This window comes from Secundilactobacillus similis DSM 23365 = JCM 2765 (assembly GCF_001311075.1).
GTDB lineage: Bacteria > Bacillota > Bacilli > Lactobacillales > Lactobacillaceae > Secundilactobacillus > Secundilactobacillus similis.
The window spans coordinates 1-17134 of record NZ_BBAD01000072.1; the positions used below are offsets into that span (position 1 = coordinate 1).

Sequence of the window (17134 nt, forward strand, 5' to 3'; positions counted from 1 at the left end):
TCTTGTTTGCGGGTTTTCGGCAGCAAGACCGCACTCCCGAAAATTTATCATGAAGGGCCAAACTGTCACACGCTGACAATTGATAACATCTCAGTAAACGTTAAATGATAACGTTACAGCATTGTGGCACAGTCCATTCAAGCACATTAAGTCAACGTTCAGAATAGATTGACGTCTTGTCCGCCACGATGACGAGACATCGACTGTTAATCAACTTTAGCGTTTGTCGACGCAACGTCAGTCATTGTGATACTGTCGCAAGCCGTTCAGTTAAGCACTTGAGATGATCTGCAATAGCGCCAAATTGCGCAATGTGATATGCAGGTAGGCGACTAGGTGGATGCTGTGTCGCGATAATTGGTGGTTGGTGGGGTTCTTCCAACAACCGCCAATTATCGGGGACGAAGTTAAGACTCGCGTGGGTTTTGGCGAGGCTTAACTTCGAGGTCTGAGACCGCCCTTCGGCTCAGGCCGGCCCCACAGCAGGAACCTGGTCGCCTACCGGAATCGCCAGTCCACGCAAATCACTGAACTTCACAAACTGAACAGAAGAATGCTTACGCTGGACACAAACGTAAACAAAAAAGCACCCAGCCACAACGTGCTAGATGCTTTCATCATCATATCAATAGCGTAAATGCGATAACCAACTCAGTCATCAGCAACGTCATCATCCGTCACTGGTCGCGTACTCTTGCGGACCATCAGCTTGGTACCAACGACGATTTTCAGCGGCACGTCACGGCCGCTTTCCAGTCGCCGTTGCATCATGTTGACCGCGCTGACGCCCATTTGTTCGGTATCGACGTGGACGGCGCTGAGTTCTGGATAGACGTATTTGGCAACCGACGTGTCGTTGAAGCTAAACAGGCTGACCCGTTCTGGGACGGCGATGTTGGCCTCTCCCAGCGCTTTCAGGGCGCCAATGGCCATGGGGTCGTTGCTGACGAAGAAGGCGTGTGGCAAATCGTCGCCCAGGTCTGCAATCACCTGCTTCATGACGTCGTAGCCGGACTGGTTCGTGTAGTTGCCTTGGAAGGCCAAATGATCATCATACTTCCCGCGTTCGGTCATCACGCGCTTAAACGCTCTGAACCGTGGATCTTGAATCTTCAACTTGTGGTCGGTGGTGTACTCGGAACCGTAAATAATCCCCACTTGATCACTTTGCTTCAACAGGTAGTCCACCACTTGGCGAACGGGCGGCTTAAACTCGGTCACGACGCTGTCAAAGCCCTGTTCGATACCGCTCCAGTCGACGAAAATCAAGTTGTTGGTCAAGCTGCTCAGTTCTTGGACTTGATCCTCACTGTATTTGCCAACTGCGATAATGCCGTCAACGTCCTTGCCAATTTCTGACACCTGGTTTTGGAAAACCGGTGTGGTTTGAATCTGGAGTTCCTGACTGCGCTTTTCGATCCCCATTCGAATCGCCATGTAGTACAGGTCATCCAGTTCCTTAGTTTCGGAGTACCACTGGACCACCGCCAACCGGTACGTATCCGGTGACTTTGGTACTCGTTTGGACTTCGTGTAGTTCAATTCTTCGGCAACTTCAAAGATCCGTTGCCGGGTATCATCGCTGACCGATAACGTGGTGTCGTAGTTCAAGACCCGCGACACCGTCGATAGTGAGACCCCTGCCTTTTGCGCAATATCCTTTAACGTTGTTTCATAGGACAACCCTCCCTCCCCAATTAATTTGTCTAAAAACACGTCAATCCGAACGTCGATTCACACTGCGAATCACCGTCCGGATCTTGTTGACGTGGTTGAATGCTTAACTAACCAAGTTGTGCAATAAACTTGTCGAATGCGGCTTGGCCTTCAGCGTTGCGCTTGAAGACGCCGGCATCCTGTAAGACCCGTGCAAAGACGGTCCCGATGGCTTGATTAATGATACCTTCTGCGTTGGCTTCCGTAAAGGTGTTGTTGGCCTTTAATTCATCCGCCCATGCTTTGTGGTAATCAGCCATTTCGTTTGGTTGATCCAGGACGTATTTTTTAACATCCTGCATCTCAGTCAGCAACCGAGCGGGTAAAATGGCCCGGCCCATGACTTCAATCAAGCCAATGTTTTCCTTCTTGATGTGTTGCACATCCTGATGGGGATGGAAAATGCCGTCAGGATACTGTTCAGACGTTTGGTTATCCCGTAATACAACGTCCAAGACGAAGTCGTCACCCTTGCGGTAGGCAATTGGCGTGACGGTGTGGTGGCGTTCGCCGTTAGTGTAGGCGCGAACGTCCACGCTTTCGTCATCGTAACCCTGCCAGTTGTTGGCAATCAAGGTTGCGGCGTTGATCAACGATTCCGGTGTCTGACTGGTCAACCGAATCGTTGACATTGGCCACTTCACGACGCCAGCGGTTACGTCGTCAAAACCATCTGGTAAGCTGACTTCGCGGTCGATTGGCGCCTTCATCATTGGGAACTGGTGCCGGCCACCTTGATAGTGGTCTTGCGCCAGCATTGACCCACCGACGATTGGTAAATCAGCGTTACTGCCGACAAAGTAGTGTGGGAAGGTCCGCACGATCTCCAGTAAGTTACTGAAGGTGTGTTGGTTGATCACCATTGGCCGGTGCGCTTGCAACAAGAAGATGGCGTGTTCGCTAAAGTAAGCGTATGGCGAGTACTGGAAGCCCCAAGGTTCACCACCAAGGGTCATCCGGATCACCCGGTGATTGGAACGGGCTGGGTAGCCTAAGCGACCCAAGTAGCCTTCGTTTTCAATCGCCAACTGGCTTAACGGATACGTGTTCGCCTTTTGGTTCCGGGCTGCCGCAATGGCTTTGGGATCCTTTTCGGGCTTCGATAAGTTGATGGTAATTTCCAAATCACCGAAGTCGGTTGGGGTATCAAAGCCGATGTTTTTGGCGATCGCCCGAGTTTTAATGTAGTCGTTTTTCCGGCTCAAATCATAGAAGTAGTTCGTCGCTGCTTCTGGTGAGTCGTTATATTGATTCCAAAATTGTTGGTTGACCTTGGCGGGCGTTGGCGTCATTAAATCCGTCAACTGGGCTTCCAAGATATCCTTGTCAGACTGGCCGTCCTCAATCTTACCGTTTTTCACGGCCGTTTCGAGCAACGCGTCCACAACGTCTAAGAGTTCGTCGCTCTTGGCAGCCACTGCGTCACCATCGCCAACTAGGCCTAGGACTTTGTTGGTGACGTAGATGCGATCTAATGGTTCGTAAGTGCCAGACGCGATAATCGCGTCGACGAAAGCCTTAACTGTGTTACTCATACTTAGGCTTCCCCCCGATCGTTGTAACCCTTTGGATGGGTTTGCTTCCAGTTCCAAGCCGTCTTGATGATTTCCTTGACGTCATCGTACTGTGGCTTCCAGCCTAAGACTTCACGGGCCTTATCACTAGCGGCGATCAAGGTACTTGGATCACCTGCGCGCCGTGGGGCATCTTCAGCAGGGATTGGTTGGCCAGTTGCTTCACGGGCAGCTTCCAAGATTTCCTTGTTGGAGAAGCCGGTTGAAGACCCCAAGTTGAAGGCGTTTGAATCGTTGCCCTTCTTCAGGTATTCAAAGGCTAAGATGTGAGCATCCGCCAAATCGACAACGTGGACGTAATCACGCACGTTAGTCCCATCCTTAGTTGGGTAGTCGGTCCCGAAGATCTTCAAGCCGTCACGTTCGCCAGCAGCAACCTGCAAGATGATTGGAATCAAGTGGGTTTCTGGGTGGTGATCTTCACCGATCGAACCATCGGCCTTAGCACCGGCAACGTTGAAGTAACGTAAGGCGACAAACTTGATGCCGTAAGCGACGTCGGACCAGTGCATGATCTTTTCCATGGCCAACTTACTTTCACCGTATGGGTTGGTTGGAATCTGAGGATCAGTTTCCTTAATTGGAATCTGCTTTGGTTCGCCGTAAGTGGCAGCGGTTGAACTAAAGATGATCCGCTTGATGTCGTGGTCCTTCATGGCCTTCAACAGGGTGATCATGCCACCGGTGTTGTTGTCGAAGTATTTCAATGGATTACTCATCGATTCTGGCACAATGGAGAACGCAGCGAAGTGAATAATCCCTTCAATGTTTTCTTCCTTGCCAAATACTTCGTCTAAGAACGCGCGGTCGCGAATGTCCCCTTGGTAAAAACGTGCCTTAGGATTTACTGAAGCGCGGTGACCCGTGATCAAATTATCGATCACTGCCACGTCATAACCCTTTTCAACTAACCGATCAACTGTGTGGGAACCAATGTAGCCCGCCCCGCCTAAAACAACAACTGTCATCAATCATTACCTCCTAAAAATTCTCTTCATACCAATATTAAGTTTAGTGCATTTTAAATTACTTGAATAGCCTCGCCTAAAGAAAAACGCGCCGCAAGTTAGGTTGCGTTGCGTTTTTCAAGTGGTCATGACAGTGTCTGATCATCGTTTTCCACCGCCTATTCGTGGCTGGCGATCACCGACAACTGAGGGTGACTAAGCTTTCAATTCCTTAGGGCCGTCAGCAATGTTGGCCACGTAGAAGCTGGCTTCATAGCCGATTTCCTTCTTGTAGACGTCACCGACGTTCTTAATGAAGTCGTCGACGTTGGCCTTGTTGACGATGGCAATGGCACAGCCACCGAAACCGGCACCGGTCATCCGGGCACCTAAGACCCCTGGTTGCGCCCAAGCCGTTTCAGCTAAGGTATCCAGTTCCTTACCAGTGACTTCGTAGTCGAAGTGCAGTGATTCGTGAGAAGCGTTAACTAATTTGCCGAATTCATCCAGCTTGCCTTCCGTCAACGCCTTCTTGGCGCGCAACGTCCGTTGGTTTTCAATGACCGCGTGACGAGCACGTTTGATCAAGGTGCCATCGTTAACGAGGTAAGCAGCCTTATCGAAGTCTTCTTGAGACAAGTCACCCAAGGTCTTCACGTCAACGCCACCCTTTTGGATGCGTGCCAAGGCTTCTTCACATTCGGCCCGACGTTCGTTGTACTTCGAATCCGTCAATTCCCGACGCTTGTTGGTGTTCATGATGACCACCACGTTATCGTCAAGTTCAACGGGCACGTATTCGTATTTCAACGTGTTCGTATCAAGCAACACGGCGTGATCCTTCTTGCCCATGCCGATTGCGAACTGATCCATGATCCCGGTGTTCAAGCCCAAGTAGTCGTTTTCAACGGCTTGCCCGTTCTTAACCAAGGTCAACTGATCAACGCCCCAGTTAAATTCAGCGTTTAAGATGTTACCAATCAATAATTCGATTGACGCTGATGATGATAAGCCAGAAGCATCTGGTAAATCACCATGAACGAATAAGTCAAACCCGTGATCCACGGTGTGGCCTTGCTTAGCCATTTCGTACATCACGCCACGAACGAACTTGGCCCAAGAATCGTTAGCATCGTAGTCCAAGTTGTCGATTGAAAATTCCAAGATACCCTTATCAGCCAAGTTAGCAGAGTAAGCGCGGACCTTGCCGTCTTCACGGGCGGCATACACGCCGTAAGTCCCCATACTGATGGCACATGGGAACACGTTCCCACCATTGTAATCCGTATGTTCACCGATCAAGTTGATCCGACCTGGTGAGAAGTAGACCCGGTCACCCTTGTAACCAAATGCTGCGTTGAATTCGTCCATTAAACTTTGATAGTTCATTTTATCCGCGCCTCCGTTTTTTACTAAAACTTTTACTAAAGCTAGGATACGGCAAAATTCCGTCGGTGTCAACCTTGTTTTGTAATCGGTTACATAGCTGTGTTGACTTACGCTTATGTCTAGCGTAAGCATTCTTCCGTTCAGTTTGTGAAGTGCGGTGATTTGCGTGGACTTACGATTCCGGTAAGCGGCTAGGTTCCTGCTGTGGGGCCGGTCTGAGCCGAAGAGCGGTCTCAGACCTCGAATTCAAACCTCACCAAAACCCGTGCGAGTCTTGAATTCGTCCCCGATAATTGGCGGTTGTTGGAAAAAACACCAACAACCGCCAATTATCGCGACACAGCATACACCTAGCCGCTTACCTTCATCTTACGTTGCACAATTTGGCACTATTGCAGATCATCTCAAACGCTTAACTGTACGATTCACGGCAGTATTACAACGACTAACGTTGATTCGACAAACGACAGAATCAATCAGCAATCAGTCAACGTTTCAGAATCATAACGAATGTCTGAGTATCAACGTAATTGCATTAAGTCCACGCAAACGCGATGCATAACTGACAGATTTAGCATCACGCAATCGTTGATACATTGTGGTTGCTGAACATTGACCACAATCGTTTTTTACGTGGTTGGGTTAGCATCTAACATTGCCCTCACGCAGTTCTGGCAACTTCAGAATATGATAGTCAGTCGTTCTGTTACCGACACCGCACCATGTAGCGGGAGGCGGAGGCGCGCGGGGCTCAGCAGTGTCGGTATGACTTAGGCAATCGTGCCCCGTGGGGTTTGGGGTGCGAGGGCCTTAGTCATACGCGGGTCCGGAGAGATCCGGCATGGCGGTCCTCAGCCATTCCTAGCTCGTAGGCCCGCGACCCAGCGAAGCTTGGAAGCCTATCTGGCCACTGCGTTCCAGTCCCCGCAAAGCGCCGGAGCCTCCCGCGGCATCTTTCCACTATACAAAACCAGAATCACTGAACTTCACAAACTAAAGATGCTTACGCCAGACACAAACGTAAACAAAAAGCCGACCACAATCGCAGTCGGCTTTTCGGGATTCAGTTAGTCTTGAACCCAGTCGTTCAAGGCTTGTTCGAAGTCCGTTAACTTTTGAGTAGCAGCGGCTTCGGTATCGGCGTTGGTGCCGATGTAGAACTTGATCTTTGGTTCGGTACCAGAAGGGCGAACGGCGATCCAGGTGCCGTCTGCCAACCAGTATTTTAAGACGTTTGATTCTGGCAACGTCAGTTTTTCAGTGGTGCCATCCGCATGGGTGGCCGTTTGGGTTTGGTAATCATCAACGGTTTCAACTTGGACACCAGCGAAGGCCGTTGGGCGGTTGTCGCGGAGACTCTTCATGATGGCTGCCATCTTTTCAGCGCCATCAACGCCGCCAAATTCCTTGGCCGTGGTCTTTTCTTTGAAGTAGCCGTATTCCTTGTACAATTGTTGAATCCCATCGTACAGGGTCAAACCTTGTTGCTTGTAATCGGCCGCAACTTCTGCCAACAAAATGGTTGATTGAATGGCATCCTTATCACGCACGAATGGGTTGATCAGGTAGCCAAAGCTTTCTTCAAAGCCGAACAGGAAGGTGTGTTCGTGGTTTTCTTCGGCGAGTTTGATTTGTTCGGCAATGTATTTGAACCCGGTCAATACGTTGTTCATTTGGACGCCGTAGTGTTCGGCGATTTTCGTTGCCAATTCGGTTGAGACGATCGACTTCACAACCAAGCCGTCAGCTGGTAATTGGTTGGCGTCTTGCTTGGCTTTTAAGATGTAGTTCAACAGCACTGAAGCGATTTGGTTCCCGGTCATCAGCGTATAGTCACCGTTTGGCATCCGCACGGCAGCGCCCAACCGGTCAGCGTCAGGGTCGGTAGCGACTAATAAATCAGCGCCCTGTTCCTTGCCCAACTTGATGGCCATGTTGAAAGCTTCTGGGAATTCTGGGTTCGGGTGTTCAACCGTTGGAAATTCAGGGTCGGCGATGGCTTGTTCTTTCACCATGGTGAAGTTAGCGTAACCGGCATCCTTCAAGGCGCGGTAGCCGATGACCCGGCCAGTCCCGTGAAGTGGTGTGTAGATCAACTTCATGTCCTTGCCGACTTCGTCAATCAACTTTGGATTAACTGAAACGGCCTTAACGCCGGCCAAGTAGTCTTCGTCCAAGTCTTCACCAACGATGTGGAGGAGGCCTTTTTGCCGCAATTTCGGTTCAGCCACCGTGGCAACCGTAAATAAGTTGTCGATTGAGCGGACGTAACCGGTGATTTGATCTGCAGCAACGGGTGGCATTTGACCGCCGTCTGGACCGTAGATCTTAAAGCCGTTGTACTGCTTAGGGTTATGACTAGCCGTGATCATGATGCCGGCGTAGGTGTGTAAATGCCGAACAGCGAATGACAGTTCTGGCGTTGGCCGAATATCATCGAACACGTAGCTTGGAATGTTGTGAGCACCCAAAACTTGGGCGGCATGGTGGGCAAATTCCCGTGATTGGTAACGGGAGTCAAAGCTGATTGCTACCCCACGTTGCTTGTCGTCATCGGATAAGGTGTCCATAAAGCGGGCTAAGCCTTCCGTAGCTGAACCGACAGTGTACAGGTTCATTTGACCGATCCCGGGGCCAATCAAACCGCGCATGCCGGCGGTCCCAAAGGCCATTGGTTTCGTAAAGGCGTTTTCTAAGGCGGCGTCATCGCCAGCCATTTCAGCTAATTCAGCCGCAATCTGCGGGTTTAAATCCTTATAATCTTTCCATACTTGATAGTTATCTTTCCAGGTCATTGATTGCACTCCTCTTAATTCAGTTAAAGTGTTATTCATTCAGTATGATTCCGTTTTCAGTATAACGCAAGTTCAAATTAAATGGTAAAATTTTTACTAAATGTTTCATCAAAAATTCTATGAAATCAGATGAACTCGGGCGATAACACACCTCATTTATTGCTTGCAGGACTTATCTACCGCCCGTTTTCAACTCACGAAGCACCTTGTGAATCGTTGCCCCGTTGCCGCCCCTAGCGAACGCCCTTCAAAAACGGTACACTGAGGGTAATCAATTATCTTAAGGAGTCTTTAACATGTCGGTTAAACCCTTTGATCTGAGTCAGCTGGTTGTGACCCAACCGCTAAAAAAGCAAAAGAAGATGGGCAAGCAGCTTCGTGACGCCTTCTCCTTTGACGACCTTGGCACGTTTACGCCAATCGACCGGGATCCTAATTACTTGATGGATCAGGTGCGCTCAATTTTAATTCCGGAACTGTTGCCTGAACGCACGCAACGGATGAGCCAATCCATCTTCTCCTTCTTCCGAGGCACCGCCGAATTAATGGAATATGACCTCATCCGGCAACCTAATTCACCGATCCACGCGGTCATCTGTGGTGACGCCCACATTGGTAACTTCGGCTTCTTCGGCTCGCCCGAACGCCACCTGTTATTTGACCTGAACGATTTCGATGAAACGGGCATCAACCCCTTTGAATGGGACGTGAAACGGTTGACGGTCAGCACCTTATTAGCCGGTCAGGAGTCCCAATTCGACTCGGAGAAATTAACCGCCCTCTTACCAGAACTGGGTGCTACTTACCGCGAAAGTTTACGTGCCATGTTTGAACGAACCACGTTAAACCGCTTCTACCCCGTAAACAACGTTGAAACCGTGCTGGCTACGATTCCAGCCAAGAGTCTGCACTCTGAAAAGCTTCAAAAGTTACTGAACAAGGCTGGCAAGCGTGATTCCGAACAGGTGGTTCGCAAGTTTACCGAAACGGATGACGACGGTAACTGTCGTTTTAAGGAAAATGCGCCCAGAACCCGTCACGTGAACGATAACGTCACCAAGCATTTACAACGCTACCTTTCCAAGTACCGCCAGACCTTGCAGCCTGACGTCAATCTGTTGCTATCGCAGTTTGAAATCACCGACATCGTTCGGCATAGCGTTGGCGTTGGCAGCTTTGGCTCGCTTTGCTACTTAGTGTTGCTTACCAGTTTCGACGATAGCCACCTCGTGCTTCAAATCAAGGAAGCCTTACCCACCCGACAGCTCGCTGAGCAACTCCCCGAAGAAGACGCCCAGTTCGAACAAAACGAAGGTAAGCGGATCGTTAACTGCCAAAAAATTCTGCAGTCAGCTTCTGATCCATTCCTCGCTACTTCGCAACGCCTACGAAGAGTTTCTACGTTCGCCAATTCCGGGACATGAAGGCATCTGTTGACCTTGCTGAACTTGATTGGGACCAGTTTGAAGCCTACGCTAAAACTTGTGCGTGGGTCTTAGGCATTGGGCACGCCCAAAGTCCAACGGCTGGGTTGATCCTCGGTTACGTTGGCCACTCTGACCGATTTGACCAAGCCGTTGCCAAATGGTCGCAGTCATACGTCACACAGGTTGCGGCCGATTATCAGTCATTTCAGGAATATCGATTATAGTTGTCAAAAAAAGGTTGCCGTCATATCATCTACGCGATGATATGACGACAACCTTTATTATTTATTAGTCAGTTAACGTGCCAACAACTGGCAACTTTGCTAAAACGCTCTTTTGATGCGGGGCCTTCTTGATCACTTCAGAAAGGTCGTTCCCTGCCATTTGGCCGTGGTGTTTGCCACCCTGCCAAGCTGGAACATCCGTTAAATCATAAACCGTTCCATCGATAGCCACGTAAGCTTTACGCCCATCTTGTCCATCGTATTGTTTCAATTCTTCTTTAGTAAATGTCTGTGCCATGTTTAACCGCATCCTTTCAAGTTGTTAATTCAGTTTAACATTTATTGACTGATAAATGAAATAATAAACTCTGCCTTTACCAGAATTTAAGCAAAATAAAAACGAGGGTCACTTCCCCCGTTTCTTAATTAATTAGCGTGTCCCAGCCGTCATTTGTTTAACAGAATCGCCTTGCTTCAAGGTTACTTGATGTTGACCATTGCGTGATCCATAGTAAGCTGCGTTCTTTTCAGTCGTCGGTTGGTTGGCTGTGTCGTGCCACTGGTAAGCAGCCGCTGTCTTCGGTTGGAGAATGCCCAAGCCGATAATCACTGCGGCGCCAGCAATGACGAGTCCTAATTGTTGTGCCTTCAATGTTGTTGCCCCCTCTAATGGTAATGTCAGGTGTACTTAACCACGTTGACTGCTATAGCGTACCTGAGATGAAGGGGATTTGCACTGAATATGCATTTATTTTTTGGAGAGAGTGTGGAGAGAGGCGTTTAGGGACTGGAGCCTAAGGGACTTCCGCCAGAATCCCCGGTTTTTGGGGATTGTGGTGGAAGTCCCTTAGGTGCAAGTCCCTGCCTCTCGGAACACGTTTAGGCTAGATAAAAGTAACGAGCAGAACAGGCCCAATCCTAAGGAAAGCAGCGTTCTCTCGAAACACGTTTAGGCTACGCAATAGTCGTGAACGAACATGTTAAGACTAAATAACCGTCTCCAACTACCCCACCAACCACTTCGCCAACTTCGGCTGCCGTTCCTGCAACCACTTCGCTAACCGCGTATTACTCAACCAGCGATGGAATGATGGCGACAACTTCTTCAAACTATAAATCGCCAAGATCAAGAACGGAATTCCTGGAATAACTGGCAACAACGCGCCAATGATGGCACCCACAAACCCAGCAACGGTCAGGAACGACCAGATAATTTTCATGAACAATGTTTGCACGGGCAACCACCCTTTTCGTTTGATTTTGGACTAGTATAGTTGGTTTGGGGATTTGGGGCAAGGTATTTGAGTGATGTTTAGATTCTCTTAATGTATCGGTTATGTGGTATAAGAAACAAAAGAAATGGACAAGTTGGCATTGAGTCAACTTGTCCATTTCTTAGTTTTAGCGTGGGTGCAGCGTTTCTGCCATAAAGCGCAAAAACCAGAGTGCTTTTTTACATCAGCGTGGTACTGGCGACGCTCATTGCTATTACTTTGTTTTCGGCGCCATTTAAGCTTTAGTTTGCGCTAATCGTTAATCCGGCGAAGCCTGCTGACGTTACCACATTTATTAGCCTGCGACGAAATGAGCTCCACAAAACTGAGAGTTGCATATAAGGGCGTCCCCGATAGACTGGCCAAAAACCAGCCAGTCTATCGGGGACGCCTTATATTGTGGTTTTCTTTGTGGCTGATATTACTCAACCACGTTCATGTCCTCGAGACTAAACGCGTTCCACAAAGCAGAGACTTGCACATAAGGCACTCCGGCCACAAACCCCAAAAACCGGGGTAATTTGCTACATCAGAGTGGTACTGGCGACGCTCATTGCTGTTACTTTGTTTTCGGCGCCATTTAGACTTTAATTTGTGTTAATCGGTACTATTGTGAAGCTTGCTGACGTTACCACATTCATTAGCCTGCGCCGAAACGAGCTCCGCAAAACTGAGACTTGCACACAAGCCCCTCTCACCACAATCCCCAAAACCGGGATTATGGTGAGAGGGGCTTGTGCTCCAGTCTCAAAGCGTTTTGTTCCGCTCTCTACGAGTTCATCAACACATCCAACAACTCTTGTGCTGACTCATTCAAACTGTCCTTCGACTTGTCCGTACCCAAGTGGGTGTAGACTTCACCGACGTAGACGCTTGGTCGAATAAACGATCGAAGACTTTGTCGATGATTGGACGGGTCTTTTCTTCTTCTTGCACTGGCCCGAATGGGTTAGCGAAGAAGGTGGTGCTCATGCCGACTTCATCAGTCGTGCCCAAAGCAAATCGCTTGCCTTCGATGAAGGTTGCCTTTGCTTCGTCTTTGTTATCAAATTGGTGGATCCCAATTTCTTTATCATAGTTGTTTGCGTAGACCCACATGTCGATGCCGTGGTGCGCAATCACGCGACGGTAAGAATCAGCTGGAATGATAACCCGGGCGTTCTTCCGGTCAGGGTTCAAGTAAACCCCACGGTCCATGTTGTTGAAGGCCACGGCAGAACTTAAGTCATCCAACCGCACGAAGGCCCCAATTTCAGTCCCTTGCGCATAGAGATCGTCATCCGTTAAGGTGAAGCTCCCCATATCATCAAAGATGGTTTCAAGACTCAAAATCTTATCGTCCGCAATTTCTTGCAAGGCTTCCAAAGATTCGGACTTCCCGGCACCTGAATCACCGAAGAAGACCACGTTCTTGTTCTTGCCGTTTGAGAACTTGATCCGAACCATTGAACCATGGATTGGTAAGCGGTTCTCGTAGATCATGTGTAAGTTGTGTAACGTCAAGCACATCTTCTTCATGTAACCGAAGTAAGTGGTCTTATCGTTGTATGGCACTTCACCAACCCAGATATCGTTTTCGGTATCGTGGTAGTAGTGGCTCACGCCGCCTTCAGTTTCTTGAAGCCCGAAGAGCAAGATCAAGTCTGGCTTGTGGCCAGCAACGTCCTTGGCATCGGCAACTTCAAACAAGTTAGCAAGTGAGATCCCACTAACGAAGTAATCGCGGTGGAAGTAGATGTAAGCTAAACTTTCACCGATCTTAGCTGGGAAACAGTACCATTCGCTCTGTGAGCCATGGAACTTGTTGATTGGGTTATCAGGAACCGCCGTAAAGGTCCCTTCCCGCTTGTTACTTGGGGTCGTCATCATCATTGGTGGCCGTAGCATCAAGGTATCTAAGAAGCGAATTGGCTTCAATGCTTCGTAACCACTTGGAATTGGCCAATCATGTGATTGAGTCAAGACGCAAGCAGATGTCCCAGCACTCACTTGACGATAGGTTTTGTTGCGAGAGCCTTGGAGTTTCTCTTCAATCGTCCGGTAAGTTTTGATCACCAATTCATTAAATTGGTTATCCATCTGCATAAAGGTGTTGGTCGTTGCGTCGCTACCATGAACGTTCAACACACCGATTCGAAGGTATGAACGGTAGTAAGAGTAAAGTTCTTCAATACTGTCGAGGATTTCTTCACGGTTGTATTTATCAAATGCATCGTCGCGGTTTAACAATACCGCACGGATGGTATCCAAATAGGTTTTAGGGTCGGTATCCTCGAAGTAATTCTTGGTACTTTCCTCATCATGTCTTCTATGCTCTAAAAATAAACGAACAACTTCGGCGAGTTCTTTACTGTTAATTAAAGTAAAGATGTCGGAGATGTACTTGTTGCTGTAGTTTAAAACTGCAACATCTCTGGCTGGATTCATATATAACGCAGCCGTTTCAACTTTGCTTGACTCAGTCATAAGGTCGTAATTCTCCTTCCAAGGTCTTTTCAAATTGCCTTATTCCTATTGTAGCCTATTTAAACCCGAACGAAAACTAAAAATGAGATTATAATAAAATATTCCTGATACCAGTGGTGACTTGTTTTCATAAAAAGTCCAAATCCAAGCAAGCTATACATCGCGGTTTCATCACCTTTATAGCGGTTACATGTTTTAAAATCCCCAGTAAAGATTTCTTTATGAGAGAACTATCATTTTTCTTGCATAACAAAATAATCTTTCGCACCCCCAAACTAACTGGCGTATAATTTTAGAAAAAGAGGGGATGTGGTTGCGTTGCTTGGACTAAGACGGAAAACTAACCGATACATTGACATGGTAGAACGTTTAAGTGGCCAGTCACACGTGATCGTCATTCGGGTTTTGGGCCAAGTGACGATCGATTACGTGCACTGGCAGATCAATAATGTGACGTTCGCCAACGCCAACCAATTCGTCGTTGCCATGGTGATCATGGTGCAAAAAAACATTAAGGACCGCCACTGGCAGCCGACTACTGCGGTGCTTGAAGAGATTCGGGCGGGCCTGACGCGCTAGGCATCAGTCAGCCATTTATATGTCATTAGAGCTATTATGATGAGCTTACATAAAAAAGACAACCGCCTGCTAAACGCAGATCAGGTTGTCTTTTTGATTGTCCAAGAATTAATCTATCAAGCCGCCATCGCCACTCGATGTTCCTTCAAACTCAACGCTAACCCTAATCCAATCAGCTCTAAGACAAAGAACACGATAAATACCAAGTGGAACCCCGCCAAACTAGCGGTCCCACCATGCAACGATAACAGTAACGTGGCCACGGCAACGCCGGTTGACCCCAACAGTTGCCGCATCGTAGTGATCACCGCTGTCCCGTGAGACAACTGTTGTTTCGGTAAGGCATCCGCGCCCAGCGTCACCGCTGGCATCATCACGAAGCGTTGCCCCCTTCAATTAGCATGGCAATTGGCATCATGCCCCAGAGTGCTACGGTACCGGGAATTAACACTAAGATTCCCCAGCCGACTAAGATCATCGTCATGCCAATCAACAGCACGCGCTTAAAGCCCAGTCGGTCTGCTAACTTCCCGGTCAAGGGATTTAGCACACTCAAGAACACCGCGCCAGGTACCAGCGCCATTCCAGAGATAAACGGACTGACACCCAACACAAGTTGGTAGTAGAGTGGGAAGACGATCGTCACCACAATCAAGGCGATGTACGACAACCCAGTCAACCAAACGGCGGCGTTGAATTGCGGCACCGCAAACACTCGCAGATCCAGTAGTGGTTCTGACAAATGCAGTTGCCGGTACCCAAACCAAATCAACGCAAGAATGCTGATCAGACTGATGGTCCCAACAATCGACCAGTTCACGCCCGCTTTGCCGATCTCGTTGATGCCGTATAACACACCAACGAACCCAACCAGCAAAACCACTGATAGCCCGTCCAACTTGGATGGCGTACTTGGCAACACGTTGATGATCGTTCGTAGCGCCAGTAAAACGACCAGCGTAATGACGATCATGAACACGATAAATAGGCCTTGCCAGCTGGTAAAACGCAAGACAATACCAGAGATGATCGGGCCAACAGCTAACGCCGAGCCCATCACCAAACCGGCTAAGCCCATCACACTACCCCGATTTTCCTCAGGCGTGATTGCCAACAGCACGGTTTGATACGATGGAAATAGCACCCCAACGCCAATGGCTTCCAGCGCCCGGCCTAACAAAACCAGTGGAAAATTCGGCGCTAAAATAATCAACAGCGTCCCCACATCAAACATCACTAACACACTCAAGAAAAGTGGCTTAAAGCCTAAATTTCCCAACAACCACGGACTGACCGGCATCATCACGCACATAATCAACATGAACCCAGTCGTTAACCACTGAACCGTTGACGCCGAAATGTTGAAGTACCGCATCAATGTTGGATAAGCCGTCGATAGCGCTGATTGGCTGATCGACATCGTAAAAGTGCCCATTAATAGGGTCGCGACAAACCAGGTTCGTGCCCGACCACTCAATTGCTTCGTTTCCATTCTTTCTCTCGCCCCTTCCAAATTTGTTATAGCACTTTGGCAGGTGCCGGGCAATTTTCAGCCCTCCCGAGTGAATTGAATTCCTAACACTTCGGTTAATTACCACCGATTTCCGTGCACCCACCGGTATTATTTGCTATAATGTTGGTCAACATTAGTCAAACCAATTTTAGAAACGGAGCGATGCGAATGACCTCACCAATTTTTGCGTTATTTGACCCCACGTACTTCCTCGTCATCATCGGCCTACTACTCTCGATGGCCGCGTCAGCATATGTGAATAGTACGTTTGCCAAATACGACCGGGTGCGCGCCCAAAGCGGTGCCACCGGGACTAGCGCAGCCCAATACATCCTGCAACAGTCACTGATCAACGACGTGGGTGTGCGGGAAATTGATGGTAACTTAACCGATAACTACAACGGCCAGACTAAGATTTTAAGTTTGTCACAGGCCACGGCCAATTCAACCTCCGTAGCCGCCATCGGGGTGGCTGCCCACGAATGCGGCCACGCCGTTCAAGACGCTAACAACTACGGCCCCATGCGGTTGAGATCCGCTATCGTGCCCCTCGCCAACATCGGCTCCACCGCCTCCTTCCCACTCATTTTGATTGGGGTGTTTATGGGGATGAACCAGACGTTGATCCACTTGGGCATTTTGTTATTCTCGTTTGCGTTACTGTTCCAATTGGTGACCTTACCCGTTGAATTTAACGCCTCTCGCCGGGCCCTTTCAATTTTGAGTGACGGCGGCTTACTGACACCGCAAGAAGTGCCAATGGTGCGCAAAGTGTTGACCGCAGCGGCCTTGACCTACGTCGCTGCAGCCCTCTCAACCTTCCTCCAATTGTTACGGCTTTTGATCCTCTTTGGCGGCAATCGTGACGACAATTAACTCGAATTGCCTTATAATGGGAACTAAAGCATAAAAAGCAGGTGGAGAAGATGGACCTTGTATCATATTTAAAAGACCAAATCGACTTTTTAACTGAACAGTTTAACCAAGCCGAATCTGATAAGGATATTACGATGAAGTACATTGTGGAATCCCGGTTAGATGAGGCGAAGAAGATCCAAAAAGCCATTGATGATGGTGAGATTACAAGCCTCAATTAGAGCGTACCAAAACTCGATCAGGCTCCAGAATATAACGCAAGAAAGTCCTGAAGAATTACATCTCAGGGCTTTTTTACTGTCGTTTGTGTCCAGCGTAAGCATTGGGTGCGATTTGGGTGTCGGCTGTTTGACA

11 protein-coding genes and 3 pseudogenes are annotated in these 17134 nt (G+C 48.7%); 4 read left to right on the forward strand and 10 right to left on the reverse strand.

Annotated features, from left to right (window positions below; all coding sequences use genetic code 11):
* Positions 1-651: 651 nt before the first annotated feature.
* The 5 genes from JCM2765_RS13050 to JCM2765_RS13070 form a co-directional block, all read right to left on the reverse strand.
* Positions 652-1683 carry a LacI family DNA-binding transcriptional regulator gene (locus JCM2765_RS13050; RefSeq protein ID WP_054737112.1) on the reverse strand — a complete coding sequence of 344 codons (1032 nt, stop codon included), beginning with the start codon at positions 1681-1683 and terminating at the stop codon, positions 652-654.
* Positions 1684-1784: 101 nt separating this feature from the next.
* Positions 1785-3251, reverse strand: a complete 1467-nt coding sequence (locus JCM2765_RS13055; RefSeq protein ID WP_054737113.1) for a UDP-glucose--hexose-1-phosphate uridylyltransferase — start codon at positions 3249-3251, stop codon at positions 1785-1787.
* A 2-nt stretch (positions 3252-3253) separates the two neighbouring features.
* Positions 3254-4258: a UDP-glucose 4-epimerase GalE gene (gene galE / locus JCM2765_RS13060; protein ID WP_054737114.1), complete on the reverse strand. Its 1005-nt coding sequence runs from the start codon at positions 4256-4258 to the stop codon at positions 3254-3256.
* 195 nt (positions 4259-4453) lie between these two features.
* Positions 4454-5626 (reverse strand): galactokinase, encoded by a 1173-nt coding sequence (locus JCM2765_RS13065; protein WP_054737115.1) that lies wholly within the window; start codon positions 5624-5626, stop codon positions 4454-4456.
* Between the two features lie 1067 nt (positions 5627-6693).
* Positions 6694-8421 carry a phospho-sugar mutase gene (locus JCM2765_RS13070; protein ID WP_054737116.1) on the reverse strand — a complete coding sequence of 576 codons (1728 nt, stop codon included), beginning with the start codon at positions 8419-8421 and terminating at the stop codon, positions 6694-6696.
* Positions 8422-8921: 500 nt separating this feature from the next.
* Here JCM2765_RS13070 and JCM2765_RS13075 point away from each other — a divergent pair.
* Positions 8922-10072, forward strand: a pseudogene (locus tag JCM2765_RS13075) (DUF2252 domain-containing protein).
* Between the two features lie 64 nt (positions 10073-10136).
* Here JCM2765_RS13075 and JCM2765_RS13080 read toward each other — a convergent pair.
* From JCM2765_RS13080 to JCM2765_RS13095, 4 genes and pseudogenes are all read right to left on the reverse strand, one after another.
* Positions 10137-10370 carry a cytochrome b5 domain-containing protein gene (locus tag JCM2765_RS13080; RefSeq protein ID WP_054737117.1) on the reverse strand — a complete coding sequence of 78 codons (234 nt, stop codon included), beginning with the start codon at positions 10368-10370 and terminating at the stop codon, positions 10137-10139.
* A 132-nt stretch (positions 10371-10502) separates the two neighbouring features.
* A complete protein-coding gene (locus JCM2765_RS13085; RefSeq protein WP_054737118.1) occupies positions 10503-10724 on the reverse strand; it encodes a hypothetical protein in 222 nt (73 codons plus the stop codon).
* Between the two features lie 352 nt (positions 10725-11076).
* Positions 11077-11307 carry a DUF454 family protein gene (locus tag JCM2765_RS13090; RefSeq protein ID WP_156301796.1) on the reverse strand — a complete coding sequence of 77 codons (231 nt, stop codon included), beginning with the start codon at positions 11305-11307 and terminating at the stop codon, positions 11077-11079.
* Between the two features lie 808 nt (positions 11308-12115).
* A pseudogene (locus JCM2765_RS13095) lies at positions 12116-13812 on the reverse strand (phosphoenolpyruvate carboxykinase).
* Positions 13813-14169: 357 nt separating this feature from the next.
* Here JCM2765_RS13095 and JCM2765_RS13100 point away from each other — a divergent pair.
* Positions 14170-14391 (forward strand): hypothetical protein, encoded by a 222-nt coding sequence (locus JCM2765_RS13100; protein WP_156301797.1) that lies wholly within the window; start codon positions 14170-14172, stop codon positions 14389-14391.
* Positions 14392-14507: 116 nt separating this feature from the next.
* On the opposite strand, the pseudogene JCM2765_RS13105 reads toward JCM2765_RS13100, so the two are convergent.
* Positions 14508-15883, reverse strand: a pseudogene (locus tag JCM2765_RS13105) (MFS transporter).
* A 189-nt stretch (positions 15884-16072) separates the two neighbouring features.
* Here JCM2765_RS13105 and JCM2765_RS13110 point away from each other — a divergent pair.
* Both JCM2765_RS13110 and JCM2765_RS17590 read left to right on the forward strand, forming a co-directional pair.
* Complete coding sequence (locus tag JCM2765_RS13110; protein ID WP_054737120.1) at positions 16073-16780, forward strand: zinc metallopeptidase; 708 nt, start codon at positions 16073-16075, stop codon at positions 16778-16780.
* 50 nt (positions 16781-16830) lie between these two features.
* On the forward strand, positions 16831-17001 hold the full coding sequence (locus tag JCM2765_RS17590) for a hypothetical protein (protein ID WP_162838528.1): 171 nt from the start codon (positions 16831-16833) through the stop codon (positions 16999-17001).
* Positions 17002-17134: the final 133 nt, after the last annotated feature.